Source organism: Actinopolyspora mortivallis (assembly GCF_003001495.1).
GTDB classification, from domain to species: Bacteria; Actinomycetota; Actinomycetes; order Mycobacteriales; family Pseudonocardiaceae; genus Actinopolyspora; species Actinopolyspora mortivallis_A.
Map to the genome: position 1 here is coordinate 1 of NZ_PVSR01000013.1, position 14,266 is coordinate 14,266.

The window sequence follows — 14,266 nt, forward strand, 5'->3', positions numbered from 1 at the left end:
GGGACGCCTTCCCGCTCCCCACACCCCTCCCCCGGCACCCCCGTTCCTCGCCCGGAAGGACCTCTCCGCCAGAACGTGCCGCTCCGTGACGAACACCACGACGGACCGCTTTTCCGTGTCCGGACACACCTCGGGGTCCGCACCACGCGAGTCGAGGAGACGAGATGAACGCTTCCCCCACAGCCGAATACGGATCGCCGGAACAGCTCGAGGCCACCCGGTCGGCCGACCCGCTGGGAGCCGACGAAGTCTGCTCCCGACTGCCGGAGATGAACGCCGAGGCCGACCTCGCCGCCCTGACGGGCGCTCTGCGGGACCTGCTTCCCGGGTTCGAGCGGGTGGCCGAACTGTCGACCGACGAGTGTCTCGCCGCTGTGCGCGATCTGGGCATGTTGCTGGGCTCCATCAAACGCCACGGCAGCGAACCGGCCGTGCTCGTCCCCGAGGTTCTGCCGGTGCTGCTGGAACTCGGCAGGCGCACCGACATGGTTCCCCGGGACACGGTGTTGCACTACTGCGTGTGGAACCCCGAAGGGACCCGACGGCGGATGTACACCGGTGATCCGCAGGAGTGCACCCTCCAGAACGCCGTGCGCCACGTGTTCCCCCACCTGCACGAGGGACTGCGGCTGTGCGCCGAGCTCAACCGCACCTCGCCGGAGGACGAGCGGTTCGCTCAGCTGGCCACGAGGATCGACGGGAACGTGCACACCATGCTCGAGTCCATCGACACGGTGCTCGCCGAGGTCAGCCCGGTGTTCTTCGCCCGTACGCTGCGCCCCTACTTCGAGGAGATCAGCCTCGGCGGACAGAACTACCTGGGGCCGGCAGCTGCTCAGGTGCCGCTGTGGCTCGTCGACGAGGTGGTGTGGTTGTCCGACCGCGGCATCGCCGAGTACGAGAAGTTCCTGCTCGACTCCGTTCCCTACGGCCTCCCGCTGTGGCGGGAACTGCACGCGGGCTGGCGCCACTCCCCCTCGGCGGTGACCCGGCTGCTGGAGTCCTTCGAGCGGGCGGGGGGTTACGACCGTGCGGGAGAGCGATTACGCGACAGCGCCGCCGCTCTCGCCGGGGTGCTCCGCACGGCCGTCACCTTCCGCGGACGTCACTACCGGATAGCCCGGCAGGCCTACCAGGAGGAGGTGCGGTTGTATCCGCTGGGAAGCGGTGGGGGAAGCATCGACCTGCTGCACCGCGTGTTGCTGCTCACCCGGCAGAACTCCCGGATCGCGGAGGAACGGACGAAGCGGGGCGGCTGAGGGGTCAGCTCCTGGTTCCCCACACCGACACCAGTGGAGCGGAAAGAACGAGGAAGTCGGGCTCTGCGAGGGCTTCCCAGGCCCGGTCGAAGGTCTTCTCGTCGACAGGGGTGTGTTCCAGGATCTGCGTGCGCAGTCTCAGGAAGGTGTGCCGGTAGAACTCCGCGGCAGCGCTGCCACCACGCACCAGTTCCCCGTCCGGTGAGGCGTCGATTCCGGTCATCCCGCGCGCCGCGAGAGCCGCGGGCATCCGGTGCGCGAAGCGGGAGTCGCAACCGTTGCGTGCCAGTACCGCCACCACCGCGTCGTGGACCCGCTGGAAGCGTTCGGCGTCGTCCACGGGAGGGGTCCGCTCGGCGAGCGAGGCCCCTTCGGCGTCGAACTCCGAGAGGATCACCCGTCCTCCCGGAGCGCACAGCTCGACCAGCTGGTCCAGCACCTCCTCCCGTTCGGGAAGGTGCGACAGGGTCATCCGAGCGTGCACCAGGTCGAACCGTTCGGCCGGTGGCGGATCGTTCAGCAGGTCGTGGGTGCGGATCTCCACGGTCTCCGGCAACCGGGCCCGGTCCAGAAAACGCGTGTCGCTGTCGAGGGCGACGACGCGTCCGCTGGGGCCCACGCACTCCGCGAGCATACGGCTGACCGAACCCGCTCCCGCCCCCACGTCCAGGCAGACCTGCCCGGTTCCGACCCCGAGTTTGCGCAGTGCCCGCCAGGAGGCGGGGTCCCAGAGCCCCTCCAAAAAGCCCAGACGTTCGCGTTCGGCGTGCCACTCGGGAGCGAAGGTGTAGCTCTCCCCTGTTGTCGTGTCCATCACCGAGTACGCTAGGGCGACCACGCTGCGAGAGCAACAACCCGAGAACGAACACTCGTCCGAGGGATTTTCCTTGCTCGCTCCGTGCTCCGTCGAGGGATCCGCCCCACGACCTCGATCCGCTGTGTTTCCGGCGACGACGGTCGTTCCCGCCGAACTCGCCGAGATCGGAGTGTGAACCGCCTTACCGGGGGTTGCGATCTTCCCCGAACCTCTCGTTTACTTAGGTAAGGCTAAGCGCAATATCGCGAGGCTTACCTAAGAGGTCCTGGTGGCAGGGTTCCGCCCGCCGGAGCACGCGGCAACGGCCCTTCCACGAGGAACGCCGACGACCCCTGGTGGGACAGTGGAGGTCCGCTGCCGTGTACACGTGCATCTGCGCCGGAGTGACCGAACCCGAAGTCCGTGCGTGCATCCGCTCCGGAGCGGACACCGTCGAACGGATCGGTGACAGCTGCCTGGCGGGCACCGGCTGCGGAACGTGCGTGGAGCAGCTGGAAACCCTGCTGGAGGAACACGCCGAGGACGGCGTCCTCGGCGAGGCACAACCCAGCGGGGTCTGAACTTCCGGACACGCCCGTCACGTTCGCCCTCACACCGCCCCGCCGCCCGTACCGTGTCCCGCGTGCGGCCGGATCCGGCGACCCCACGGCAACGGGCGGAGGAGTCATGCGCGGCGACGAAGAAGTCATCTCGTTGCTCAACGAACAGCTCACCAGCGAACTGACCGCGATCAACCAGTACTTCCTGCACTCGAAGATGCAGGCCAACTGGGGATTCACCAAGCTGGCCGAGCACACGCGCACCGAGTCGTTCGAGGAAATGCGACATGCCGAATGGCTCAGTGACCGCATCCTGTTCCTCGAGGCGCTGCCGAACTACCAGCGGCTGTTCAGCCTGCGGATCGGACAGACCATCAAGGAACAGTTCGAGGCCGACCTCGCGATCGAACGCGAGGTGCTGGAGCGACTCAAACCCGGGATCGCACTGTGCCGGGAGAAGAGCGACATCACCACCGCCAACCTCTTCGAGGGCATCCTGCGCGACGAGGAACACCACATCGACTACCTGGAAACCCAGCTGGAACTGATCGAGACGCTGGGGACCGAGCTGTACCTGAGCCAACTCGTGGAGCGCCCCCCGACGAGCTCCTGACCCGGGGCGCACCGGCCCCCGGAACCCCACCGGGGGCCGACCCCGCTCCCGACGCCTCACCGCACAAGATCCGAAAGCGATGCCGGCTGATCACGCAACGTTTTCCGGGTTCGGGCAAAACAGGTGAACTCCTAGTGTTGCCCAATACCCATAACGTCGTTCACAACGTGTTGACAGCACGGCCGCCGACCCGGACTCGCGAGGCCGTCGAGGAGCATCCGTGGAAGACCAACGCACCCCCGAACCCGCCCACGAGGCAGTCACAGCCGCCCGAACCGGGACGAGCCGCCCAGGGTGGGCCTCCAGGATGGGGCGATGCAAACCGATCGACCAGCTGGCCCGGGAAACGGGCCAGCTGCGGCGTTCGTTGGGGCTGGCCCAGCTCACCATGATCAGTATCGGTGCCACGCTGGGAACCGGGATCTTCGTGGTCCTCGGGGAGGCCGTGCCCAAGGCCGGCCCGGCCGTGGTGCTCTCCTTCCTCCTCGCCGGGGCGACCGCACTGTTCTCCGCCCTGTCCTACGCCGAACTGGCCGGTATGATCCCCGCCTCCGGGTCCTCCTACTCCTACGCCTACGCCACGCTCGGCGAACTGGTCGCCTGGGTCTGCGGCTGGTGCCTGATCCTGGAGTACGGGGTCTCGGTCGCCGCGGTCGCGGTCGGATGGGGGCAGTACCTGAACGAGCTGTTACGGCTCGTCGTGGGAGTCACGATTCCCGACGTGCTCAGCCAACCTCCCGGAGAGGGCGGGGTGATCAACCTGCCCGCCGTCGCGGTGGTGGTTCTGGCCATGTTCCTGCTGTTCGGCGGGGCCAGGGAGAGCGCCCGTGCGAACGCGGTGATGGTCGTGATCAAGGTCCTCACCCTGCTGGTCTTCTGCGCGGTGGCTTTCACCGCCGTGGGCGACGGAAACTTCACCCCGTTCCTCCCTCTGGGCATGGCGGGGGTGAGTGCCGCGGGTGCGACCCTGTTCTTCTCCTACATCGGTTTCGACGCCGCCTCCACCGCCGGCGAGGAGGCCCGTGACGCCAAGCGGGACCTGCCCCGGGCGATCGTGCTGTCACTGCTCGTGGTCACCGCGCTGTACTGTCTGGTCGCCCTGGCCGCGGTGGGGGCCATGCCGTGGACCGCCTTCGACGGCTCCGAGGCCGTGCTCAGCCGGGTGTTGACCCGGGCCACCGGATCCGGGGTGTTCTGGTCGGCGCTGCTGTCGGTCGGGGCGCTGGTGGCCATCGCCAGCGTGGTGCTCGCGGTGATGTACGGACAGACCCGCATCCTGTTCGCCATGTCCCGGGACGGACTCGTTCCCCGGGTGTTCGCCGAGGTGGACCGCAGAACCGGAACTCCCCGCAAGAACGTGCTACTCACCTCACTGGCCGTGGCCGTGCTCTCGGCCGTGGTTCCGCTGGGAGCGCTCGCCGACGCCACCAGCATCGGCACCCTGTTCGCCTTCGGACTGGTCAACATCGCCGTGCTGGTGCTGCGCCGCACCCGCCCCGAGCTGCCCCGCCGTTTCCGGGTGCCCCTGGCACCGTTCACCCCTGTGTTGGGAGCCGGGTTCTGCCTCTACCTGATGTCGAGTCTGGGCGCGGACACCTGGGCGGTGTTCTGCGGCTGGATGGTGCTCGGTCTGTTGTGCTACTTCGGTTACGGAATACGGCACTCCCGCCTGCGGGAGCCGCTCCCGCACGGCTCCTCCACCGACTGACCCGGTGTCACCGGTGGTCCTGGCGTACCGGCGCGGAGCCCCGTGACGAACCGAAAGCGGTTCCCGGTCTCCGCACCGGTTCCCTGCGTTTCCGCCAAGCCCCCCTGCCCTACGAGACGCTGGGGAGGGCATGGTGAAATACGGACACGGAATCCGTTGACAGGGACGAACCCGTTCTCGACACGTACCAGGCCCGTCCACGTGTCTCCGAGGGGAATCCCGTTTCGGGACCGATCGAACGCTCTGTTTTCGTGCGGATCCGGACTCGCCCGGAGAGGGGAACTCGGTGTCGCCGAAACGGCCGAGCGGCTCCCGCTTCCGCGGGTGTCGTCCGGAACGCACTTCCTCCCGTACAGGTCTGTACGGGACTTCGGCTCACAACATTCGAGCTGCCCACACACAGCTCGTCACGCAGGTCCTGGGAGATGGTGGGATTGAGCAATCCGATCCGGCCGTTGGTCGCGTCGCTGGTGCTGCTGCTGCGCGACATGAAACGGGGCACAACGACATTCGAGCGCCCGAAACCCGAAGCACAGGGTCCCGAGGGGACCACCCGAGCCGTACTCGCGGAACGGGAGAACCACCGCGCCGAAAAACTCGGCCAAGCCCGTTCCCAACCCATCCGCCGCAAGCAGCAGTGGCTCATGGGACAGGACCTGCCCGTCGAGAACGCCCTCGGACGTTCCTGGGAGCCGGAAGCGACCACCCGGACGAGACCGGACGAGGCGGAGGTCCGGGTCTGCCTGCCCGGTGTCACGGCGGGGGAGGTCGACGTGAGCCTGCGCCGACGCACCGTACTGACCGTGTCGGGAATCAGCGCCGGCCGGGTGTTCTACCGTGAGGTCCCCCTGCCCTCCGGGGTGGACGAACACGGCGCCACGGCTCGGTTGGAGGACGGGATGCTGCGCGTGCACGTCCCGGGCGGTGCCGATCTCGGGGACCAGCCGTCGAGGCTTCCGGTGGAATCCGGCTGAAGCACTGCGCTGTACTCCCTCGTGATGTGAGAATCGACCGAGCGGACGCACCCCGACGTCCGCTCGGCACTCTCCCGGCCTCCCCGTCGTTCTCGTGGCACGGTTGCCTTTCCCGCACAGGGCTTTGCTCCTCGCACGCGTTGCCGTCCTCCGATCCGGCGATGGTGTGACTCCGGCCGCGACGAGCAGGATTATGGGTGCGTGACATCCGACGGCGGTCCCGCGGTGGGGGCGTGATGGACGAGCACGGAAAAGGCGGGTTCTCCCGCGTCCTCGGAGGACGGGACGTACTCGCGATGGCCTTCGGAGCCATGATCGGTTTCGGGTGGGTCGTCCAGACCGGCGAGTTCCTCACCGACGCGGGAACCCTGGGCGCGGCCGCGGCCTTTCTCGTCGGAGGCCTCGTGGTCGGGCTGGTCGGGCTGACCTACGCGGAACTGGTCTCGGCGATTCCGCGGGCGGGCGGGGAGCACAACTACGTGATGCGTGCGCTGGGGGCGCGTCCCGCTCTCGTCACCTCGTGGATCCTGGTGCTCGGTTACGTCTCGGTGGTGGCCTTCGAAGCCGTGGCACTGCCACGGAGTCTCGGTTATCTGCTCCCCGGGCTGGCCACCGGAGGTCTGTGGTCGGTGGCGGGACAGGAGGTCTTCGCCGGGTGGGCACTTGTGGGTGTCCTCGGGGCGGTGGTCATGACGGGGGTGAACTACCTCGGGATACGCCCCGCCGCCGTGCTCCAGGGCGTCGCTGTGCTGTTCCTGGTCACGGTCGGTGCGAGCCTGCTGCTCGGCGCCGTTCTGGGTGGCGATCCCGCCAATATGCGCCCGTTGCTGTCCTCCGACCTCGCCGGCCCCCTGGGGGTGCTGATGGCCGTTCCCTTCCTGTTCGTGGGATTCGACGTCATCCCGCAGTCGGCCGGGGAGATCGGAGTGCCGTTCCGTCGGATCGGCACACTGCTGTTGCTCGCCACCGGCACGGCCACCGGCTGGTACGTCCTGGTCGTGCTCACCGTGGGAGCCGGCCTGTCCGCCGAGCCCCTCGCCACCTCCGAACTGGCCGCCGGGGACGGGATGCGAGCACTGTGGAACAGCGAAGCCATGGGAACCGTTCTCGTTCTCGGTGGGGTGGCGGGAATCCTGACGAGCTGGAACGGTTTCCTGGTCGGAGCGAGCAGACTGATCCACGCCATGGCGACCTCGGGAATGCTGCCCCGCTGGTTCGCAAGGCTGCACCCGAGGTTTCGCACCCCGAGCAACGCGATCCTGTTCGTCGGTGGTCTGTCCGCGACGGCGCCGCTGTTCGGTGAACGGATGCTGACCTGGTTGATCGACGCGGGAGGTTTCGCCGTCGTCGTCTCCTACGTGATGGTCGCGATCAGCTTTCTGGTCCTGCGCCACCGCGAACCGGGGATGCCCCGCCCCTTCCGGGTCGCACACGGACGAACGGTCGGAGGTCTCGCCACGGTCCTCTCCCTCGGCCTGGCCGTGTTGTTCCTGCCCGGTATGCCCAGCGGGCTGGTGTGGCCCTACGAATGGGTCATCCTTGGTGGCTGGTTGCTGCTCGGTGGTGTGTGGCTGCTGCGTTTCGGCCGCGTGCACGCCGGGCTCCCCCGGCAGGACCGTCCCGACGGGTCATCCCTCTCCCCGCCGGAGCGGCGTCCGGGATGACGGAGCCGGTGGGATCACCAACCCCACGATTCTTCCGACGGGCACGGAGGGGACTGGTGGAGGTGGAGACCTCTAGGATGTGTGCGTGGACCTGCTACGTGGCTCGCTCGGCCCCTCCGGCGGCCAGGCACTGGAAGTCGGACTGGCGCACGCGCTGTTACGCCGGGTGGGGCGAGGTCTGGCCGCCCCGGCCGTCCGGGTGTACCGTCCCACCTCCCCGGTGGTCGCCTTCGGCCGCAGGGACACCCTGCGCCCCGGGTTCCCCGCAGCGCTGCGCGCCGTCCGCGAGGCCGGCTTCACTCCGGTGGTCCGCGCCCCGGGGGGACACGCCGTGGCCTACACGGCGAACTCGGTGATCGTCGACCACGTCGGGCGGGACCCCGGTTTCCTCTCCGGCATGGACGAACGTTTCCGTGGCTACGCCGAGCTGTGGGCGGAGCTGTTGCGGGAACGCGGGGTCGACTCCCGGATCGGAGCGGTTCCGGGCGAGTACTGCCCGGGCGAGCACAGTGTGAACGCCCGACAACGGGTCAAACTCGTCGGAACCGCCCAGCGCATGATCCGGGGCGCCTGGTTGTTCAGTGCCGTCGCCGTCGTCGACGACGCGGAGCTGGTGCGACCGCTGCTGACCGAGGTCTACCGCTGTCTGGAACTGCCCTTCGCTCCGGAGTCGGTGGGGGCGATCCGCGAGGAGGCACCGGGGGTCTCGCCCGAGGAGCTGGAGGAAGCCGTGATCGCGGCCTATTCCGAGCGTTTCGGCCTGGTCGCTGCCCGCTACGGCTCGGGCCTGCTGTCCGAGGCCGAGCAACTGCTCGGTGAGCACCTTCCTCCTCCCGTCTCCGGACGGAGCGAGCAGGAACCGGCCTGACGGCCGTCCCCCGGAAAACGCCACCCGGTCACCACCTTCGTTTCAGCGGACGGCGGCTCTCCGCGCCCGTCCGCCCTCCTTTTCGCCCCGGAGCTCGTTCGGGCGAGCGGATGCACCGGCCGGCTTCTCGCGCCTGCCCGCCCCTCCGTGGTCTCCCAGCGCATGTTATTCCGCACTTGACTTTCAGGCACTCTGGTGACGTGGTTAACCACGTGACTAATGAACCAATTACCTGGTTCTTCCGACGGTGGTGGACGTGATGGACGACGGTCGCCCGTTGTTTCTCAGATAGCCGAACAGATCGAAAGTTCGATCATCGATGGTTCGCTGTCCGAGGAAACACGGGCTCCCTCGACCAACGAGCTCGCCGCCTTCCACCGGATCAACCCGGCCACGGCGGCCAACGGGATCAACAAGTTGGTGACCGACGGGGTGCTCTACAAGAGGAGGGGGATCGGGATGTTCGTTGCGGCAGGAGCGCGCGAACAACTGCTGGAACGACGCAGGCAGGCGTTCGGGGAGAAATTCATCGCTCCGCTGGTCGGGGAAGCCCGCAAGCTGGGCATGGATGCTGAGGACCTGAAGAAAATGATCGACGCCTGGCAGGAGGAGCCATGACAGCGGCGAGCATGCACGGGGTGAACAAGAAGTACGGGAACGTGCTCGCCCTCGATGACGTGTCCCTGGAGTTCGAGGAGAACCGCAGCCACGGCCTATTGGGGCGCAACGGAGCGGGCAAGACGACCATCATGCGCATCCTCACCTGTCAGGAATTCGAGAGCTCGGGGCGGGTGGAGGTGTTTGGACGACCTCCCTACGAGAACGCCCAGGTGCTGGACAAGGTCTGCTTCGTCCGGAAGTCCCGGAAGTACCCGGACATGTTCGCCGTGCACCACGCACTGACAGCGGCGGGACTGCTGTACGCCAACTGGACACCGAGTTCGCCGAGAACCTCGTCGAGGACTTCGAACTCCCCCGGGGACAGCGGATCAGGAAACTGTCCCGCGGACAGCTCACCGCGCTGGGCTTGATCATCGGTCTCGCCTGCCGGACACCACTGACCTTCTTCGACGAACCGTACCTGGGACTGGACGCGGTGGCCCGACAACGTTTCTACGACCACCTGCTGGCCGACTACACGCGTCCCCCGAACCGTCGTGTTGTCCACGCACCTCATCGACGAGGTCAGTGATCTCGTCGAGCACGTCACCCTGGTCTACCGGGGACGAATCCTGCTGGACGAGGACACCGAGGAGCTCCGCGCCAGCGCCGTCACCGTGACCGGTCCCGCCCGGGCGGTCGAGGAGTTCGCCGCCGGCCGCACCGAACTGCACCGGGAACGGCTCGGGGGCTTCCTCCGAGTGACCCTCCGTGGAGCGTTTCCCGGGCACAGCCCGGAGAACCTGCGCGTGGAACCGGTGTCGCTCCAGCAACTGGTCGTACGGACCAGTCAACTCGCCGCCGGGGAACCCGTCTTCGACACCATGAGCGGGAAGGAACCGAACCGACGAACCGCCTGGTCAATATCGTGCGCATTCAGCTGGTCAACAAGTTCGTGGTGCTGGGGATACCGTGCGTGGTGCTCGGGCAGTCGCTCGGCTACGGTGTTCTGCTGTATCTGTTGTCCCTGCTCGAACGAATCACGGAGGAGTGGGGACTGCGGTTGCGGCTCTTCGCCCTGCCGTTCCTGACGCAGGACAGCCCGATCGCGCAGGTTCTGATCTACACCGTTCCGTCTCGGAGGGCTCGCCGTCCTGGTGACCTGGCGTGAGTGGTGGCCCGCCGTGGGGCGTTTCCTCGTGGAACAGCCTCCCCTCGCCCTCCTGGGCGGGTATCCGTTGACGTTGTCCGTGATGGCCGCCGCGGCCGGATATCTGAGCTTCCGGCGTGCCGTTCCCTGATCCCGGATCCGTCCCGGGCGGGGACTTGTGGAGACCACCCACAACACCACCGTCTTCGTACCGGGCGTTTCGTCACACGAAGACCGCCTCGCTGAAGCGGGGGCCACCTCTCCGGGCGAAGACCGACGCCCCCGCCTTCGGAGGGATGCTGACTCCTGTCCCGGAGGAGATACTCCACGGCACCGGGGACGCCGACAGGAACCATCCCCCGGAGGAACGGAGACCGAAATGAGCACGACGGTTCAGGACACATCCGGTTCCGCCACGACTCCGGAGATCGCGGTGACCGGGGTGACCGGGCGACTCGGAGGACGTGTCGCCCGACGACTGGCCGAGAGGGGACTGCGGCAGACCATGCTGGCCCGCTCCCCCGAACGGGCTCCCCGGCTGGTCGGAGCCGAGGCCCGGTACGCCGAGTTCGGTGACCACGGTTCCAGCGTCCGGGCCCTGCGGGGAGCACAGCGCGTCCTGATGGTCTCGGCCTCCGAATCCGCCGAACGGGTGAGTCAGCATCGCTCCTTCGTGGACGCCGCCGTGGAGGCCGGGGTGCGGCACCTGGTGTACGTGTCGTTCCAGGGGGCGGCCCCGGACGCCACCTTCACCCTCGCCCGGGCCCACTGGGAGACGGAACAGCACATCCGCGCCAGCGGACTGGACTTCACGTTCCTGCGCGACAACTTCTACGCGGAGCTGATGCCGGAGCTGGTGGAGGCCGACGACGTACTGCGCGGCCCGGCCGGGGACGGTCGTGTCGCCGTGGTGTCCCTGGAGGACGTGGCCGACGCCGCCGCGGCGGTGCTCACCACACCCGACGAACACCTCGGCAGCACCTACGATCTGACCGGCCCCCGGGCGCTCACTCTCTCCGAGGTCGCGGAGGTGCTGTCGGAGGCAGCCGGTCGCGTGATCACCTACCGTCCCGAAAGCGTGGCGGAGGCCTACCGCTCCCGTGCTTCCCACGGAGTTCCGGAATGGCAGCTCGACGCCTGGGTGTCCACCTACACCGCCATCGCCAACGGTGAGCTCGCGGAGACCAGCCCGGCGGTCCCCCGGCTGACCGGTCATCCGGCCACCCCGCTCGCCACGGTCGTCGCGGGACGGATCTGAAACCGGCGGGGACCACCCTCCGAGGCGGAAACGGTCGGCACATCCGATGTGGGCCGCCCGGAGCGGCACCCTCACCCCGACGTCGGGGTCCGGGCCCGCGCCACGAGTGCGCGGAAGTCCTCCTCACCGAGGATGTCGAGCGACTGCCCCGCCTCACGACGCCGGAGCGCCTTGGTCACCTTGCCGCTGGTGACGCTCTCCGGGGACAGCCCGGTGAAACCGTCCCCCACCACCAGGTGGGTGGTGCGTTTGGTGACGTCCTTGTTCGGCGTCCCACCGCAGGCGGCGACGAGGTTCCAGATCTCCTGGCGGGAGACGCCGAAGGAACCGGTGACCACGACCACCGCTCCGTACAGCGGATGGTCGGGGTCCGCCTCGGGGTTGGGGTCGGGAGTGACCAACTCACCACGGGAACCACCCCAGCCCCTGCCGCCGGAGGCGGCTCGGCAGCCGGTCCAGGTGTCGGTGCCCACGTATCCGAGGCGGGTACCGGTGGCCACGGCGAACTCGTCCAGAGTGGTGCTGCCCTTCCGGGAGACCAGCTCCACGAGGATGCCGGCGCACACTTCGGCGTCCTCCCCCGCCTCGTGGTGTCGCCGCTGGGCGACGTCGAGCTCGGCCGCCACCGTGGGGAGTCGGTGGTTGGGCAGGTGGCGCAGTTCGCGACGCGCCCACACCAGGGTGCAGCCGTAACGCAGGGTGGGCCACAACGCGCCTTCCGCGTCACAGGCCCGCCGCAACGCTCCCGTGTCGAAGGCCGCGTTGTGTGCCACCACGGGCAGCTTCCCGACCACGGAGAGCGCGTCCTCCAGCCGGCTGCGGAAGGAGGGCTGCCCGGCGACGTGGTCGGGAGTGATGCCGTGGATGGCGATGTTGTGGGGGTCGAAGTGGTCGAGCGTCTCCGGGGGCCGGCACAACCAGGAGTGCGTGTCCACCACCCGACCGCCCCGCACCACGGACAGCCCGAACGCGCACACCGAGCCCCGGTCCGCGTTGGCGGTCTCCACGTCGAGCGCGACGAAATCCAGCCCCCGCATGTGCTGTCCCTTCCCTGCCTGCCGACGGCGTCGAGGCGCGCGCTCCCCACCGTGTGCTCGACCGCCCCGGCCACGGGCGTCCGGCACGACAGCCAGGACAAGGTGCCTCGACCTCCGTGAGGAGGATATCGCCTCATTCGACGAGCAGGCCCTCCCTCCGTCGGTTTCCCCGGTACCGGCCCGCGTTCCGGGAGGAGCCCTCGGGCGTCGCACCACGACGACCGGACCGGGCCCCTCCCACCAGGTCCTCCTCCGGTCCGGGTCAGCCGCTCACCGTCATGCCGGAACTCCCGCTGCTCCGGTATCCCTCCGTCGCGAGAATCATGTAGTGGTCGAAGCTGCCCAGCCACATGTCGCTGCGGGCCCAGGCGTCGAAGTGGTTGCCGGTGGTGATCGTCCCGCTCGTTCGCTGCTGACGCCGGACGCTCCAGAACTGGGGAAAGGTCGCGGTGCCTTCGACGGAGGGGGCGTCGTACCTCATCGTCCGATAGATGTCGTACGTTCCTCCGTCACTGAAGACCGTCCCCCTGTGGTCGTCGCCACCGGGGCGATAGGTTCCGTAGCTCTCCACGACGTAGTACTCCACGAGCGGATTCGAGGTCCATCCGTAGAGAGTCAGATATCCGTTTCCGGAGGGGCTGAAATAGCCCGAGTAGTTCACGGTTCTGCGTCCTCCGTTGCTCCACCCCTTTCCGCACACGAAATTGCCGCAGTCGGTCCACGTGGTACTGTAGCTTCCTCCGGAGGACAGGGTCATGGAGACCGAACCACCCCCGTCGGTCCAGAAGGAATAGTAGAATCCGTGGTGTGTTCCCGTCTGGTTCTCCGTGATGGTGGTGTCAGCACGGGCTGTTCCGGGCAGTAGCAGCGCGGAAGCCCCCAGTGCCACTGTGGCGGCACCTCCCATGAAGCTTCTGCGTCCGAACGAGCGCGCGGGAAAATCGTCCGTGTACATATTCTCTCCTCGCCTCTCACGACGGGGACCGGACAACGGCACGGGTCCGGTCATTCGTCCGACGTCCCGGATCAGGCGAACAATCCGTGTGGCCAGCTACCGGAATCCGTCGACGTCGAATGATGCTCGCCACGATCCGGCGAGTTGTCAACGCCTCGGACGAATTTTTCCCCAACCGCTCGCGGCACGAACGGATCCGTCCACCGAGGGAAATACAAAATTGTTCCTGCTCGGTCCGTGCCCACCGCTGAACGGTTTCCGAATCATGTCGCCCACCGGAGAGAAGGGGTATCTCCCCGCCGGGGGAAGCCGTCGCGCGGCACGGGGGCAGGCTGTGGGAGCTCCCTGTTCGGTCGTCCGTCCCCAGTGACGTCGAGACGCGGAGGCACCCACCGCAGCCCCCTCACGGCTGGACAGGAGAACATCCTCCCTCCGAGGAAGAATACTCCGTTCGAGTCTTTCACCAGGACGAACAACACAGACGTACAACACAGACGTAGTCCGGCCATCTCCGCCAACGGACTTCCGTTCCAGCTACCAAGGAGCACGTACTTGTACACAGAGTAATCAATCCCGGAGAAACACCTCACCCTACAAAGGACTCCTCATCCAGGAGGGGAGCGGAGAACCACGCGGCGTATCCGATCAAGAACGAACCCGCCCGCCCGGCTCTCGCCGTCGGCAAGACCGGGCAACAAAAACAGCACCGAAGGAAAACTTCTTCCCCCTCGGGACCATGCCCAGTCCCGACGGAAACGACACCTGGCGGCGTGAAGGACGAGCGGAACAGATTCTCCGCACCGCCTCCTGCCCGAGAAAACACC

Annotated in this window: 13 protein-coding genes and 2 pseudogenes; 12 read left to right on the forward strand and 3 right to left on the reverse strand. The window is 67.7% G+C overall.

Annotated elements, in window-relative coordinates:
• Positions 1-164: 164 nt before the first annotated feature.
• Entirely contained in the window at positions 165-1,259 is a 1,095-nt protein-coding gene (locus CEP50_RS09810) for a monodechloroaminopyrrolnitrin synthase PrnB family protein (protein ID WP_106113642.1), read from the forward strand.
• A 4-nt stretch (positions 1,260-1,263) separates the two neighbouring features.
• On the opposite strand, the gene CEP50_RS09815 is transcribed toward CEP50_RS09810, so the two are convergent.
• Positions 1,264-2,073, reverse strand: a complete 810-nt coding sequence (locus CEP50_RS09815; protein ID WP_146134782.1) for a class I SAM-dependent methyltransferase — start codon at positions 2,071-2,073, stop codon at positions 1,264-1,266.
• Between the two features lie 362 nt (positions 2,074-2,435).
• Between CEP50_RS09815 and CEP50_RS09820 the strand changes: the two genes are divergently transcribed.
• The 11 genes and pseudogenes from CEP50_RS09820 (at position 2,436) to CEP50_RS09865 (ending at position 11,450) form a co-directional block, all read left to right on the forward strand.
• The gene (locus CEP50_RS09820) at positions 2,436-2,636 is read left to right on the forward strand and encodes a (2Fe-2S)-binding protein (RefSeq protein WP_019854062.1); all 201 of its coding nucleotides are present in this window, start codon (positions 2,436-2,438) and stop codon (positions 2,634-2,636) included.
• Positions 2,637-2,742: 106 nt separating this feature from the next.
• Positions 2,743-3,228: a bacterioferritin gene (gene bfr, locus CEP50_RS09825; protein WP_106113644.1), complete on the forward strand. Its 486-nt coding sequence runs from the start codon at positions 2,743-2,745 to the stop codon at positions 3,226-3,228.
• Positions 3,229-3,535: 307 nt separating this feature from the next.
• Positions 3,536-4,936 carry an amino acid permease gene (locus CEP50_RS09830; protein WP_258175130.1) on the forward strand — a complete coding sequence of 467 codons (1,401 nt, stop codon included), beginning with the start codon at positions 3,536-3,538 and terminating at the stop codon, positions 4,934-4,936.
• 425 nt (positions 4,937-5,361) lie between these two features.
• Positions 5,362-5,910, forward strand: coding sequence for an Hsp20/alpha crystallin family protein (locus CEP50_RS09835; RefSeq protein ID WP_258175131.1), 549 nt, complete (start codon positions 5,362-5,364; stop codon positions 5,908-5,910).
• A gap of 236 nt (positions 5,911-6,146) precedes the next feature.
• Positions 6,147-7,574 (forward strand): APC family permease, encoded by a 1,428-nt coding sequence (locus CEP50_RS09840; RefSeq protein ID WP_106113647.1) that lies wholly within the window; start codon positions 6,147-6,149, stop codon positions 7,572-7,574.
• An 85-nt stretch (positions 7,575-7,659) separates the two neighbouring features.
• Entirely contained in the window at positions 7,660-8,442 is a 783-nt protein-coding gene (locus CEP50_RS09845) for a lipoate--protein ligase family protein (RefSeq protein ID WP_181188312.1), read from the forward strand.
• 259 nt (positions 8,443-8,701) lie between these two features.
• Positions 8,702-9,060, forward strand: a pseudogene (locus tag CEP50_RS09850) (GntR family transcriptional regulator).
• A pseudogene (locus CEP50_RS20895) lies at positions 9,057-9,911 on the forward strand (ATP-binding cassette domain-containing protein); the annotation flags it as partial. The pseudogenes CEP50_RS09850 and CEP50_RS20895, both read left to right, overlap by 4 nt.
• Positions 9,912-9,970: 59 nt before the next feature.
• Entirely contained in the window at positions 9,971-10,213 is a 243-nt protein-coding gene (locus tag CEP50_RS20335) for a hypothetical protein (RefSeq protein ID WP_219905415.1), read from the forward strand.
• Complete coding sequence (locus tag CEP50_RS20340; protein WP_219905416.1) at positions 10,200-10,343, forward strand: hypothetical protein; 144 nt, start codon at positions 10,200-10,202, stop codon at positions 10,341-10,343. Before CEP50_RS20335 ends, CEP50_RS20340 begins: the two co-directional genes overlap by 14 nt.
• Positions 10,344-10,571: 228 nt before the next feature.
• On the forward strand, positions 10,572-11,450 hold the full coding sequence (locus tag CEP50_RS09865) for an SDR family oxidoreductase (protein ID WP_106113649.1): 879 nt from the start codon (positions 10,572-10,574) through the stop codon (positions 11,448-11,450).
• 71 nt (positions 11,451-11,521) lie between these two features.
• Here the strand turns inward: CEP50_RS09865 and CEP50_RS09870 are convergent, their stop codons facing one another.
• Both CEP50_RS09870 and CEP50_RS09875 read right to left on the reverse strand, forming a co-directional pair.
• Complete coding sequence (locus CEP50_RS09870; RefSeq protein WP_106113650.1) at positions 11,522-12,487, reverse strand: exonuclease domain-containing protein; 966 nt, start codon at positions 12,485-12,487, stop codon at positions 11,522-11,524.
• Positions 12,488-12,749: 262 nt separating this feature from the next.
• Positions 12,750-13,442 (reverse strand): glycoside hydrolase family 11 protein, encoded by a 693-nt coding sequence (locus CEP50_RS09875; RefSeq protein WP_106113651.1) that lies wholly within the window; start codon positions 13,440-13,442, stop codon positions 12,750-12,752.
• Between the last annotated feature and the right edge of the window lie 824 nt (positions 13,443-14,266).